This window comes from Otoolea muris, assembly GCF_943193115.1.
In the GTDB taxonomy this organism is placed as follows: domain Bacteria; phylum Bacillota; class Clostridia; order Lachnospirales; family Lachnospiraceae; genus Otoolea; species Otoolea muris.
Window position 1 is genome coordinate 15,672 of record NZ_CALPCY010000003.1, and the last position, 13,299, is coordinate 28,970.

The window sequence follows — 13,299 nt, forward strand, 5'->3', positions numbered from 1 at the left end:
GCTGTTCTCCGTTATTTAAAAAAGTGAACGCTGAAGTCGCATTTGTCGCTGCGCACATAGTTTCGGTTAAACTCAATCACCCGCCCCTGTTCATCTCTTGTGATGCTCTGAAACAGCATCGCCGGCAGATTGTCCTTAAGGCCGAGAAGCCGGGCGTCCGCCGGCTGCAAAACAATCAGATCCAGCGTCTGCCTGGCCTCTGAGAGGCGGATTCCATACATCCCATAGAGCTCGTAGATGGAAAAAATCGACAGGTTGATTCCCTCCAGCTTGGGTATCAGGTAACAGGGGATCAGGATCTCTTCCAGCGAGACCGGATCTTCATTGGCATAGCACAGCCGCTTGATATAGAAAATTTCGTCCTGCGCGGGGATGCCGAACATAGCGCCGTACAGGTTTCCCGCTCCCCGCCTTACTTTGGAGACAATCTTAAAGGACGGTTTCAGGTTCTTATCGAGCATGGTCTGGGTGAACCCCTCCAGAACCTCTATATTCCGTTCAATCTTGTCCCCCAGGACATAAACCTCTTTCTCGGAAATCTTGCGGAGAAGCCCTTCGTTCGCCAGCGCGTCAATCGCATTCTCGACCATCTTCTCCTTGACCCCGTACAGATCGGCCAGCTCCTCCACAGCGGGGAGCGGCATACCGGGCGCGTACTCTCCCGCTTCGATCTCTGCGCGGATAAATTCCCTGACCTGCAAAAATACCGAGTGTTGATACATACCATTCATGCCGCAGCTCCTTCTTTTCTCTACCAGCCGCCGAAATAGCCCAGGGTGACGGTTGCGTTCGCAGCGCCCTTTTCCATGGCCTTCTCAATCGGCAGGCCCTCGGTGATTCCCAGCAAAAAGCCCGCGATATAGCTGTCGCCTGCGCCCATACTGTCAACCAGATTTTCACAGGGCACGATGCCGAACCGGTGGAATTCACTTCCGTCCCAGCACAGGCTCCCGTCGCCTCCCATCATGCACACGACCAGCCTGGGCCCCTTTTCATGATACCGCTTCATCTGCGCGCGAAGTTCCGGCGTATCCCCGTCGTCACAGAAGAAAAACAGATAGTCCGTATACGGCATCGCTGTCTGCGACTCCGGATCCTCCGGCCGGGTCGCGCAGTCAAAGGCCGTGGTCATGCCCCGCTCTTTTAAGTCCTTAAACTGCCCTTCCACCTTTCCCCAGAGGTCGCACACCACCACATCATGCGTGCAGATAAAATCCATATCTTCCTCAGAGAGGACATAATCGGCCATCACTCCCTCGTCGTAATCTCCAAACACGCGCTCCCCGTCTGTCAGAGTGACCTGGCTGACCGCGGTACGGCCCTCCTTCACCTGCAGGCGAGAGAGATTGACGCCCTTTTGCCCGATAGCCTCGCGCATGATGCTTCCATAGCTGTCGTTTCCGACCGGGCCGATATAGGAAGCCTCCCCGCCCAGGCGCACGGTGTAAACCGCCATATTCACCGGGCCGCCGCCCGGATAAGCCTTCCCGCCTTCCATGTTTTCATAGTAATCGATGCAGTTACTCCCAACCGCAGCAAGTTTCATGTTCAAATACTCCTTTCTGAATCAGATTTCATGTGCCTTAAGGTACTGGTGAAACGGATCTGATCCGGCCTTGCGACAATCCTGAAGAATTCTACCGGCTTCTGGTCTGCGTCCTTCATGGTTCCGGACAGATAAAACAGGAATTGTCCTGCTTCTACCTTCAGATGCCCCGCCTCCTCTTCGGTCGCATAGGTGATACTCACGCGCTCCTGCCCCTGCGCCGGGCAGACGCCGTATCCCTTCAGCACGCGGTACAGCGATTCCTCCGCAAAATTGTGCGCTTCTATGCCGGGGCAGCGTTTATAATCAAGATAGCAGTTCTCAATCATCAGCGGAATGTTGTTTTTCAGCCGAAGCCTCCGTAAGCAGAACACCTGGCTCCCGGCCGGAATCTCCAGCTTCTGCGCGAGATAGCGGTCGCATTTCAAAACGCGCGAGTCTATGACCTCTGTCCACAGGAAATACCCCGTACCGCGTATAAATTCGGACGTGGACTTCATATCCTGCAGATTGCGTTCCAGCCTGGGAGGCGCTACATAGGTGCCGGAGCCCTTTTCACTGTACAAGCGCCGCTCGGCAACCAGCCGCCGGATCGCCGCCCGGAGTGTGGAACGGTTGATTTTCCACATCTCGGACATCTCCCGCTCGCCGGGAAGCCTGGTGTGCGGCTGAAGCTTATTGGTCCGGATATACCACTCAATCTGTTCCACGGCCGCCTGATATGGGCGTATCGCATTCTTTTGTTCCATGCATGTTCTCCTTTTTTGATGATCCGGCCGGCCAGAGCGCTTTAAAAACCCTCTGGCCAACGGCCATTTTATGCAGCTTCTTTTTTATTCTTCCGATCCCAGTGGTAGAATACCGGCAGTCCGGTCGCTACCGCGATAAATGCGCACATCAGGCTCTGTACCGGCGCATAGGTCAGCTCGCCCCAGATCAGCGTGCAGGTCATGAAGATGGCGATCGCCGGCATGAGCGGGCCGCCCGGGCAAATGTAGGACGGATTATAACCGTTTTCTTTGCCTTTCTTTCGCAGGACAAAAATCGTGCAGAATGTCAGCACATTCTTTAAAAGCGCGACCATGGTAAAGTATCCAAGAAGCGCGGACAGATCCGTCGCGAAAATCAGGACAATGGCAACCGCGCACTGTACGATGATGGAGAAATACGGCGTCTCATACTTTGGGTGTACTTTCGCAAAGGATTTAAAAAACAGGTTGTCCTTTGCCATCGCGTACTCGATACGCGGCTGGTACATGATACAGGAGGACAGAGAACCGATCACCACAATGATAGCCATTACTGCAACGATGGTTCCGGCAAAATGTCCGATGCCCGGAAGCTTCGATGCCAGGAGCGCGATCGGCGCCTCCGAGGCCGCCAGCTCATCGATGGACAGCATACCCGAAGCGACAAACGTCAGGCCGGCATAGAGAACAAGTACCACAACGGCTGTCAGAATCAGGCCCAGGGGCATATTCTTCTTCGGATCCTTGATTTCGCCCGACATGTAGCAGGCTGCGCCCATACCGTCGTACGACCATGTGGTCGCCGCCACGCCCGCGATCAGGGCCGTCATCCCGCCGGATGAAAAGCCTGAAAGAGGCGCGGATGAAAGCAGAAGATCCGTGTGCAGATGAAACAGCCCCAGGCCGATCACCAGCGCAAAGGGAAGGATCTTCAGAGCCGTGATGAACGTCTGGAAGGTCCCGCCGCCCTCTACAGAGCGAAGGTGCATGCACATAAAAATGAGTACAAACGCGACGGCGATCAGCTTCAAAACCAGGCCATGCACCGGAATAAAGAATGCCAGGTAGTTTACGATTGCCAGCGCCATGATGGAAATAGACGGCGGATCCGTGGCCCAGAAGCTGATCCAGCCGCACAGGAAAGCAAGCGGGCGGGAACCGGCTTCACGGAAGTATACATACTGGCCGCCATCCTCCGGATATGCGGACGCCAGTTCAGAGTAAACAAAGTTTGCGGGAATCTGGAGCAGGCCGCCGATGATAAAGGCCAGAACCAGAAACAGGCTGCTTCCGGCGGCGTTCGCCACCTCGGACAGCGAGGAAAAGATCCCGGAACCTACGGTTGTCCCTACGCCGAGCGCGATGACCGCGCCTAAGCCAAGCTTTCGGCCAAGCTCCTGTGTGCTTTGTTCAGACATGGAAAACTCTCCTTTCAAACTTGAGAAACGGCTGTGCAGGCCCTTTCTCCTCTTTTATTCTTGCGCAAATTTCTCTTTTTCTTTACCGCAGCGTTTTCAAGACGCTGCTTTTATATGATAACAGCTTTTCCCGTCAGGCCGGCGTCACGCAGATGAGGATCGTTCTCTGCGCCGGGCCGTCGAATTCACAGAAATAAATTTCCTGCGCCCCGCCGCGGACGACAGCTCCGTCCAGGATCGGAAAATGACAGTGATTTCCGGTCAGCATGGATTTTAAGTGCCCGGTCGGGTTCCCGGCCGTTGAACCGTAATCCTTTAACATCCTCGCATGCGCATACGCGCGCTCCTCCGGCGCAAACAGCCCCAGGGCGTATGCGATGTCGCTCTCCAGGCATTCCAGCGCTTCATTGACCAGGATGCCTGTCGTCGTGTGCTTTGTGAGCACAGTGACCATCCCCTCCCGGATCCCGCTCTCTGCTACCGCCTGTTCAACCTCCGGCGTAATCACATCCATCTCATTATAGGTTTTTGTGAGAATCCGAATGGTTTTTGTGTACATATGTAATCACCTGCTTTCTATGCCAGACCGCCGAGAAATTCCAGCGCATTTTTGCCGCAGATCAGCTCCAGCGTGCTGTCGCGGAAGCCCAGGGTCTGGATGGCCTCTGCCATGCGGATTTGCTCGAATCTCGGATTGCCGGAAGCGAACATCACCTGATGGCGCAGGCTCCGGTCGATCCAGGTGAGCGGAATATCCTTTGTAAAGGTCTGTGTGTAAAATTCCCCCGCATTGTCAAAATACAGAGCGCCGGTATCTGCATAGACATTTTCATACTTTACCATAAGCATCGCTGTCTCCCGCACATAGGGCCAGCCAAACTGCCCTAAACAAAGCTTAAGCTTTGGGTGTTTCACCGCGACCGGCTCAAATGCCAGCGGCACGCAGTATTTCGTCTGCGCACCCGGCTCCCAGGATAGTCCTGCGTGGAACATAACCGGCTTTTGAAACCGCTCGCAGATCTCGTAAAGCGGCTCCATGCATGCATCGTCCGGCCAATATCCGGGACGTCCGGTGTGAAGCGAAAGGCCCCGCAGCTTCAGGCGGGAAAATGCGTCCTCCAGCTTATCCGGCGCTTCCTGATCCAGCGGATCCACGCTGGCAAAGCCGATAAACCGATCCGGCGCCAGGTCGGCGAGGGTGCGAATCTCCTCATTGGCCACCACCGGACATCCGATCACGGACGTATAATCGATCGGGTGCAGGCCCAGCATTGTCAGGCCAGCGCACTTCATCTGATTGAAAATGTGTTCAAGCGGCGCGGTTCCGTTTTTGTGGATATTTAATACCTGATGCCGCATCGCTTCCCGATCCGGATCCTGATTAATCGGCTCATAAAAGGCCGGACTTACCCGTATATCAATAAACATCGCTATTTCCTTTCCGCCTGCGCCATCAGATCACGGATGTTGTCAATCGCGCGCCTTGCATAGAAACGCGGCTCATTCATATAGCCTGTCACCAGCTCCAGCGTAGCGGTCTTATGGTAACCGATCCGTTTCAGCTCGCAGAGCATCTCCTTTAATGGAATAGAGCCCTCGCCGGGAATGATATGGCTGTCCGTCCCATTTTCCCCGTCAATGATGTGCATGTGATCCATCTTGTCTCCCAGTTTGTCAAAATACGCCATGATGCTTTCATGCTGGACAAACGGCGGTACCACGTCGCACATTCCCACTACATACGGGTTGTCGATTCGCCGGAATAATTCCACCAGGTCATTGGCGCGCGTAAAAAAATTTGATTCATACGGCGTCAGCGCCTCCACGACCAGCTTTACTCCGGTCTTTGCCGCATGATCGCCGAGCTCGCGGACCGTCTCTTCCAGACGCGCCCACAGTTCGTCGTACGTCGCCAGACAGCCGCCGTTTGCCGGGCTGGTCAGGACAAATTCGGCTCCCATCTCCTTTGCCATGTCAAGGGACAGCTTCAGATAATCCACAGCGTCCCTCCTCTGGGCCTCTGAGCCAATCATATAGTTAAACGGATATGCGTTGTGCTCAGGGGTATATCCGATGACCGGAACCCCGTAGCGGTCGATCAGACGCCGCACCTCCATGATATCTCCCGCCTTTAAATCCGGCGCGTAAGCGTGCGGGCGTCCGCCCCACAGTTCAATATAATCATACCCATATTCTTTTGCATCCTGAAAACAATGCTCCAGCGGATTGCGCTGGTAGCCGGATGTAAACATCCCTATTTTCATCCCTTAATCCATTCCTTTCTGTCTTTTGCCGGCCTGCCTTGCAGCCTCCTGCCATGCATTCCGGATGCCTGTCCCTCGCTCTATAGTTCTCCCTGCTTTCCCGACACCCACGGCTCAAATACCTGAATCACTTCTGAAGAAACCTTTGCTCCCATTTCCATACACTCTTTGATGCCGTACCCGTTTAAGATTCCATAGAGAAAGCCCGAAATATAGCTGTCGCCTGCCCCGACTGTGTTCACAACCGTCTTCACCGGACAGACGCCGCACTCGGTAAATGTGTTCCCGTCATATGCCAGGCTTCCCTTGTCGCCAAAGGTCGCAACCGCTGCCTTCATCCCCCGATCCGTCTTGTCCTTTAAAAAAGCCTCAATAAATGCATCCCGGCTGTTGTGATAGGAATAGAAGCCGTAATCCACATAGGGCAGCGTGCTCTCCACCAGCGGATGATCCAAACGGTCCGCATAGTCAAAACTTATCTTCACGCCTTTTTCCCTCAGATACGGAAGAACCGCCTCGGCCTTTCCCCACAGAGCCGTGTGAACCAAATCATGCGCGGCCGCAAACGCCATATCTTCCTCGTCAAATACGATGTGTTCCAGCACGCCTTCCACATATTCCCCATGCACCCTGTCATTTCCGTTCAAATCCATATAGGTTACTGCTGTAGGCCCGCTGCCTGTTTTTAAATGGGATACGTCCAGCCCTTCTTCTGTCAGGGAGCGGAGCATCCATTCTCCAGCCGCATCGTTTCCCGTTGTACTTATAATTGATGTGGGAATCCCAAGCTTTTGGAGATTGACTCCCGTATCGACAGCGTTCCCGGTCGGGTAGCGGCGGCCCGCCTCCTGCCCGTTGATCCGGACATACACATCAATACAGTTATCGCCTATCATTGCTGCCTTCACTGCGATTTCCTCCTGATTCGTTGATTTACCTGATTCGGAAAGATCCCGGCCGGGCTGTTCCGTCATGGACTGAGTTTATTTTATAGAATTTTTAGAATCTTTTCCATTCGCATACAGACCAAAAGAGTCCGGATCATTTTATCGAATCCTCTGAAACTGTCTGGATTTCCCATTTTACTTTCATACCACTTTTGGCACAATATACATTTTTTCAGACATAAACTTATCAGTTTTTCACAAAAAATTGAAATCGGTTTCCATAGCTGATACTTCCAAAACCAATTTCAGCGGATACCACGAAAGTCTGACATCTTTTTTGTTGATCCGCTCCATTGCGAACCGCATCGTTGTATGATATTGTTCGGATAAGTCCGAAATGCGCAGTATGCAATGCCTTTCGGCGCGCAGAGAGTATATGAAGTAAAAAAGGAGTGTTATCATGTCAGAATATGCAGATATTGTGCTTCAATCGAATTGTATCTTTACCGCATCCGGAACCGATCCGTTTGCAGGATATGTCGCCGTCCGCGGGGGAAGGATCCTTTCAGTGGGAGAAGGCCCCTGCCCGGAGGAGCTTATTTCAGAGCAGACCATATGCCGCCATCTGGGAAACCGGACGGCGGCCCCTGGCTTTACTGATGTGCATTGTTTCTTTACCGGCTACGCGGCCGGCTTTGCCGGCGTCAATCTAACTGATATGAAAAGCTGTGAAGAGATTGTAGAATGTGTAAAAGAATATGCCCAAACGACAGACTCCCAAAAGATTCTGCTCGGCCACGGCTGGGATGCAGAGCTTATCCATCCCACGGGAACCTCCCTTCTGGATGAGGCGTTTGGCAGCCGTCCGGCCGTTCTGTTTGCAAACGGCTGTGAAACCTGCTGGATGAACCAGGCAGCGATCGACCGCTATCAGTTCACGCCCGATACCTGTTACCCTGAAAGCTATGTCCGCCTTCTGCCCGAGTTTCTGGGGGACCGCGATTTCATCATCCCTGAATTTAAACGCTATATGAAGCTGATGAACAGCCGCGGAATCACCTCTGTCAAGGAAATGGGCTTTGACCGCTTCTGCGGCTTCACAGATATTTTATCTGAGCTTGAACAGGAGAATGCGCTCACGCTGCGGGTCAGCTTTATGAGCCAGCCCGTTGCGGAAAAGATGGATCTGGAATACGGGAGAGCCATGCGGGACAAATTCACCGGCGAATTCGTGCGTTTCTCCGGTTATAACCAGATGACAGACGGCTCCGTCAGCCAGCTCTGCGCCGACTTAAAGGAGCCCTACCTCTGCGCGGACACTGCCTGCGCCCAGAACATTGACTGGGAACGCCTCAGGGCCGATACGCTTGCGGCAGATGCAGAGGGCTTCCGCTACTCGCTCCACGCACAGGGCGACGCCGCAGTCAGCAAAGCGCTTGATATCTATGAGGACTGCAGGCGAAACGCAGACGGAACACTCGTCAACCGGCACAGTATCACGGATCTGGAATTCAGCGATCCGGCTGATCTTACGCGCATGGGCCGCCTGGGCGTCATCGCGGAGATCTACCCCCAGATCCAGTCCATCGCCGATCGGGAGGGAAAGCTCGCCATGATCGCAGAGCATATCGGCATGGAGCGCGGCCAATACTACTGGAACCGGCGTAAAATGGCTGACAGCGGCGTTCTCTTAAGCTGCGGAACCGATCTTCCGCTCCTGATCGACGATATCCCACAGTCGATCTACCACGCCGTGGGCGGCTATTTTCCCGAAGGCGGCGAACCGTTTAACAGGCAGAATATGCTCACCGTAAAGGAGCTTCTGACCGCCTGGGCCAGCGGCGGCGCGTATAATCTCTATCAGGAGAAGGAACTGGGGAGTCTGGAGACAGGCAAAAAGGCGGATATCGTCGTATTTTCCGGAAATCTCTTTACCACGCCGGTAGAAGAGATCCGCTCGGTTTTCGTGGATTTAACGATGGTTGGTGGAAAAGTGGTTTATCAGAACGGGGATGAGGAGAAGTAGTACAGGATGCCTGTATGCTGATCGGACAGACAGGCGGCCTGTATGCTGGAAATATGGCGGATTCCCTCTACCCGCTCTGCGCATCCATTGAGAAAAAGTATTTAAAGACAGGGAAATAAGGGGGCGGCGCTACACGTTCTTCCCCCTCTTCCCGCCCCAGAGCACGGCCTGCCTGACCCCCGCCAGCGTCAAAAACACCGCCAGGTTTACCACCACCACGCTGGCCCCGGCCGGCAGGGAATACACATATGAAGCCGCCATCCCCAAAAGAAAGCACACCACAGACAGGATCCCGGACAGGATCACCACGCCCCCAAAGCTCTTCACCGCCTGCATCGCGGACAGGCACGGAAAGATAACCAGGCTGGAAATCAGCATGGCGCCCATCATCCGCATGCCGAGCACGATCGTCACAGCGGTGAGAACCGATATCAGCACATTATAAAGCGGCACATTCACGCCTGTCGCCCTGGCAAAACTCTCGTCAAAGGTCACGGCAAACACTTTATTATAGCAGAACAAAAAAAGTCCCAGCACCACTATGGACAAAACAGCCGAGAGCCTTACATCCTCCCGGCTCATGGCCAGGATACTCCCGAACATATAACTGCTGACGTCTGTGGTCATGCCTGTTGTCAGGGAGGTCACGATGATCCCCAGGGCCAGCGCGCTCGCAGAGATGACCGCTATCGCCGCATCGCTCTTAAGTCTCCCGTTTTCCCTTAAATGAAGCAGGAAAAAGGCCGCCAGAATCACGACCGGTATGGATACGGTAAGCGGCTGCCAGCCCGCCGCCAGCGCTACGGAAAGCGCGCCGAACGACACATGGGACAGCCCGTCCCCGATCATGGAATAGCGCTTCAGCACAAGGCTGACTCCCAGAAGAGAGGCGCACAGGGATACCAGGGCGCCTCCGACGAGGGCCCTGACTATAAACGGATATGACAGCATTTCAAGCACTACGCCCATTCTTCCTCTCCTCCCAAAAATTTCCGGCTGATCCCGCTCTTTACATACTCCTTCGTCGTCCCCCAGAACAGGACCTGCTGATGCAGATGGAGAATTTTTCCCGCCTGGCGGACAATATTGGCCATATCGTGGGAAACCATGAGTATTGCAACCTGCTCTTCCTGATTCAGCCTTTTTATGAGACGGTAAAAATCCTGGATCGAGGACGGATCAAGCCCTGTGATCGGCTCGTCCAGAATCAGGAGCCGATCCGTGGCGCACAGCGCCCTCGCGATCAGAACCCTCTGCTTCTGGCCCCCTGACAGATCCCGAAAGCAGCTCCGCTTAAGATCCGCGATCCCAAGCCGCTTAAGGTTAGAAAGAGCGGCTTCCTTTTCCCGGCGGGAATAAAAGGGACGGTTCCCCCTCTTTCCCAGACAGCCGGATAAGACCGCCTCGAACACCGTGGCCGGAAAATCCTTCTGCGCCTCGGTCTGCTGCGGCAGATAGCCGATCCCGGCTCTTTTAAGCTCGTCCGAAACCTCGATCCGGCCGCCTGTCGGCTTTAAAAGGCCCAGGATGCCCTTCATCAGCGTGCTTTTCCCCGAGCCGTTTTCTCCCACAATACAGATATAATCGCCTGTGTGAACCTCCATGCTGACGCCCACCACGGCGTCCTGGTTTTCATAGCCGAAATCCACATTTTCACATTTTAATAATAATCCCATATTCCTTTTTCACGGCCAGACGTCTCATTTTAAGCCGAGGCCCTTTCTTAGATTCAATGCATTCTGCTCCATCAGCTCCAGATAGGTCACGCCGGAATCGAACTGACGCCGCGTCACATTGTGGCAGGAATGGAACAAAAGCGGAACCGCCCCCGTCTCCTCGCCGATGATCTCCGCCACGCGGGGAGTCGAGAGCTCCAGGTAATAAACCGCCGGGATCCTCTCCTCGCGGACCCGGTCAATCAGATAGGCGATCGTTTTGGCGCTGGGCTCTGTATCGCTGCTGCAGCCGGAAAAAGCCGCGCGGTATTCGAGCCCATACTCGTCAAAAAAGTAGCGCATCGGAAATTTATCGCCAAAAACCAGCAGCTTTCTGCCGCTTTCTGCCACAATCGCACGAAATTCCTGATCAAGCGCCCTCAGCCGCTCCGTGAATGCCGCCGCGTTTCCCGCGTAGAGATCGGCATGTTCCGGATCCTCTTCTGACAAAATTTCCTCCAGGACCTCTGTCAGCCGGATCGCATTCGCCGGGGAGGTCCAGATATGCTCGTCATACTCTTCTTCATGGTCCAAATGGCCATCCTCCTCCCCGGCATGCATATCCCCGCCCGAAAATCCGCCGCCTTTTTGTCCGTCTTCCTCCTCATCCGCGTCATGCGCATGGATATGGCCGCCGTGCGCGCTGTGCGAGTCCTCCATGCCTTCCACGAATTCCTCTTCCAGTACCTCTACGTAATCCATCATCGTTACAACGCGCCCCGGCGTATCGTCCCCGAGGGAGGCAAGCACCCGGTCAAGCCACTGTTCCATGGCGCCGCCGTTGCACACCAGGAGATCCGCGCCCTGGATGGTCAGGATATCGGCCGGCGTCGGCTCAAAGGAATGGCTGTCCATCCCGGCCGGAACCACCATCTCAAGCTCAATGCGATCCCCCGCAATCTGCCGCAGAAAATCGTAATACGGAAACAGGGTGGTCACAACCTTAAGCTTCTTCTCCGGCTCCCGCACCGCCCCGTTTTCCGGAGAGCCGTTTTTAAGCCCCTCGTTTCCCCGAGCTCGCCTCTCATATCGCCCCTTATCGATCTGCTCCCCCGGCTCACTCCGCGCCCGACACCCGGCCATACAGATACAGGCGGTACATACCGCCGCCAGGGCGCAGAGCATGGCAAACATACGCGAAGGCAGGCCCGCTCTGTTTTTCGCCTCTTTGTCCGTTTCCCGCCCAAATGACGTATCACCCATTCCGCGCTGCCTCTTCCACGATCCGCTCCACCTCGGACGGGTGGCCTGCCAGATACTTCGGCCCGCAGCCAAGGAGCTCCTCCCTGTCCCTAAAGCCCCAGGTCACTCCCACGGTGTCCATCCCGGCCGCAATGCCTGTCTTCATATCCGTACTCGTGTCTCCCAGATACAGGCAGCGCTTTGGCGTCTCCCCGAGCTCGCGGCAGACGAGAAGCGCCCCCGCCGGATCCGGCTTTTTCGGCACGCCCGGCTGCTCTCCCCGTATTGCGTCAAAATATCCGCTCCCGAAGATCGTCTCGATATTTTCCACGGCCTGCGCGTGCGGCTTATTGGAAAATACCGCTGTGCGGATCCCCTTTTTCTTCAAAAAGCGCAGCAGATGGGGAATACCGTCATACGGCGCCACGTCCTTCATGCAGTATTTTGAAAAATATTCCATATACACGGGGAGAGACGCCTCATGATACCGGAGCGCTTCATCCCCCGCAAGCTTCAGCGCCCGCTCCATCTGCGTCCGGTAGCCGTCCCCCACGATCCTCCTGATCTGCTCCGGCGTCACATGCGGGAGGCTGAATCTGTCAAGCGTCAGGTTCGTCGCATACGTCAGCGCCCCGATCGTGTTGAGCAGCGTCCCGTCCAAATCAAATATACATAACCGATACATATGTTTCCTCCTTTCAGCCCCCATCCCGTCTTGAAAATACGCAGCCGCAGTAATTCTGGCGGTAAAGATGATATTCCTCTGACAGCTCCAGGGAGCGCTTATAGCCGTTTTTCTTTTTAAAATCGGAATTTAAAAAGGAAACCCCGTATTTTTCCCCCATCTCCTCGCCGATCGCGTTCAAAAGCGGCGCATTTTTCAGCGGGCTGATGGTCAGTGTCGTGGTAAACCAATCGAATTTTTCCTCTGCCGCGAGCCTGGCCGCCTCCTCAAGGCGCAGCCTGAAACAGAGCGCGCACCGCTCCCCGCCCTCTGCGTCCGCCTCATGTCCTTTTACCGCTTCATAAAAAACCTCCGGGGCGTACGCGCTCTCCCGGATCCGGATCGGATACCGGGCCGGAAGATTCTGTATCAGACGTCTCAGTTCCCTCTGCCGCTCCTCATATTCCTCCCATGGAGAAATATTGGGATTATAGTAAAAGGCCGTGATCCGGAAATACTGCGACAGGTACTCCAAAACATAGCTGGAGCACGGAGCGCAGCAGCAATGCAGAAAAAGCGCCGGCGCCCTGTCTTTCGTACCCGCTCTCTCCAGGACGCGCTCCAGCTCTTTCTGGTAATTTCGTTTTTTTGTGTTCATAATATTATACCGGCTCTTTCTGGCGCATATGACAGGAATCAAACAGCCTGTCCGCCAAAGCGCTTTCCATGCCTCCCGCATAGTCTCTGAAAATCCGCTTTGGCAGGCAGGCTGCCGCTTTTTGCTTTTTTCCGGCCGTCCGCAGGGGGAACCGCTGTCCGCGGCCTTCGTCCACAAAAATCCCCCGCAG

General features: G+C 54.8%; 15 protein-coding genes. 1 reads left to right on the top strand and 14 read right to left on the bottom strand.

What is annotated here, in order from left to right:
- Positions 1–11: 11 nt before the first annotated feature.
- The 8 genes from NFS31_RS03105 to frlD (NFS31_RS03140) all read right to left on the bottom strand — a co-directional run bounded on the left by NFS31_RS03105 (position 12) and on the right by frlD (NFS31_RS03140) (position 6,885).
- A complete protein-coding gene (locus tag NFS31_RS03105; RefSeq protein WP_251491515.1) occupies positions 12–731 on the bottom strand; it encodes a GntR family transcriptional regulator in 720 nt (239 codons plus the stop codon).
- A gap of 20 nt (positions 732–751) precedes the next feature.
- Complete coding sequence (gene frlD, locus NFS31_RS03110) at positions 752–1,546, bottom strand: fructoselysine 6-kinase (RefSeq protein WP_251491517.1); 795 nt, start codon at positions 1,544–1,546, stop codon at positions 752–754.
- 2 nt (positions 1,547–1,548) lie between these two features.
- Entirely contained in the window at positions 1,549–2,295 is a 747-nt protein-coding gene (locus NFS31_RS03115) for a GntR family transcriptional regulator (RefSeq protein WP_251491519.1), read from the bottom strand.
- A gap of 68 nt (positions 2,296–2,363) precedes the next feature.
- Positions 2,364–3,713, bottom strand: coding sequence for an amino acid permease (locus NFS31_RS03120; RefSeq protein ID WP_251491521.1), 1,350 nt, complete (start codon positions 3,711–3,713; stop codon positions 2,364–2,366).
- A gap of 133 nt (positions 3,714–3,846) precedes the next feature.
- Positions 3,847–4,272 (bottom strand): secondary thiamine-phosphate synthase enzyme YjbQ, encoded by a 426-nt coding sequence (locus tag NFS31_RS03125; protein WP_251491523.1) that lies wholly within the window; start codon positions 4,270–4,272, stop codon positions 3,847–3,849.
- Positions 4,273–4,289: 17 nt separating this feature from the next.
- Complete coding sequence (locus NFS31_RS03130; protein ID WP_251491525.1) at positions 4,290–5,141, bottom strand: amidohydrolase family protein; 852 nt, start codon at positions 5,139–5,141, stop codon at positions 4,290–4,292.
- Between the two features lie 2 nt (positions 5,142–5,143).
- Positions 5,144–5,977: a fructoselysine 3-epimerase gene (frlC, locus tag NFS31_RS03135; protein WP_251491526.1), complete on the bottom strand. Its 834-nt coding sequence runs from the start codon at positions 5,975–5,977 to the stop codon at positions 5,144–5,146.
- 80 nt (positions 5,978–6,057) lie between these two features.
- Positions 6,058–6,885 (bottom strand): fructoselysine 6-kinase, encoded by an 828-nt coding sequence (gene frlD / locus NFS31_RS03140; RefSeq protein WP_251491528.1) that lies wholly within the window; start codon positions 6,883–6,885, stop codon positions 6,058–6,060.
- A gap of 439 nt (positions 6,886–7,324) precedes the next feature.
- Between frlD (NFS31_RS03140) and NFS31_RS03145 the strand changes: the two genes are divergently transcribed.
- Positions 7,325–8,890 carry an amidohydrolase gene (locus NFS31_RS03145; RefSeq protein ID WP_251491530.1) on the top strand — a complete coding sequence of 522 codons (1,566 nt, stop codon included), beginning with the start codon at positions 7,325–7,327 and terminating at the stop codon, positions 8,888–8,890.
- Between the two features lie 129 nt (positions 8,891–9,019).
- Here the strand turns inward: NFS31_RS03145 and NFS31_RS03150 are convergent, their stop codons facing one another.
- From NFS31_RS03150 to NFS31_RS03175, 6 genes are read right to left on the bottom strand one after another with little or no spacing between them, the layout of a single operon-like run.
- Positions 9,020–9,859 (bottom strand): metal ABC transporter permease, encoded by an 840-nt coding sequence (locus NFS31_RS03150; RefSeq protein ID WP_251491532.1) that lies wholly within the window; start codon positions 9,857–9,859, stop codon positions 9,020–9,022.
- The gene (locus NFS31_RS03155) at positions 9,850–10,566 is read right to left on the bottom strand and encodes a metal ABC transporter ATP-binding protein (RefSeq protein ID WP_251491534.1); all 717 of its coding nucleotides are present in this window, start codon (positions 10,564–10,566) and stop codon (positions 9,850–9,852) included. The genes NFS31_RS03150 and NFS31_RS03155 overlap by 10 nt, the downstream gene beginning before the upstream one ends.
- A gap of 24 nt (positions 10,567–10,590) precedes the next feature.
- A complete protein-coding gene (locus tag NFS31_RS03160) occupies positions 10,591–11,808 on the bottom strand; it encodes a metal ABC transporter substrate-binding protein (protein WP_251491536.1) in 1,218 nt (405 codons plus the stop codon).
- Positions 11,801–12,472 carry an HAD family hydrolase gene (locus NFS31_RS03165; protein WP_251491538.1) on the bottom strand — a complete coding sequence of 224 codons (672 nt, stop codon included), beginning with the start codon at positions 12,470–12,472 and terminating at the stop codon, positions 11,801–11,803. The genes NFS31_RS03160 and NFS31_RS03165 overlap by 8 nt, the downstream gene beginning before the upstream one ends.
- Positions 12,473–12,485: 13 nt before the next feature.
- Positions 12,486–13,109 (bottom strand): epoxyqueuosine reductase QueH, encoded by a 624-nt coding sequence (locus tag NFS31_RS03170; RefSeq protein WP_251491541.1) that lies wholly within the window; start codon positions 13,107–13,109, stop codon positions 12,486–12,488.
- A gap of 4 nt (positions 13,110–13,113) precedes the next feature.
- A complete protein-coding gene (locus NFS31_RS03175) occupies positions 13,114–13,284 on the bottom strand; it encodes a hypothetical protein (protein ID WP_251491543.1) in 171 nt (56 codons plus the stop codon).
- Positions 13,285–13,299 lie beyond the last annotated feature (15 nt).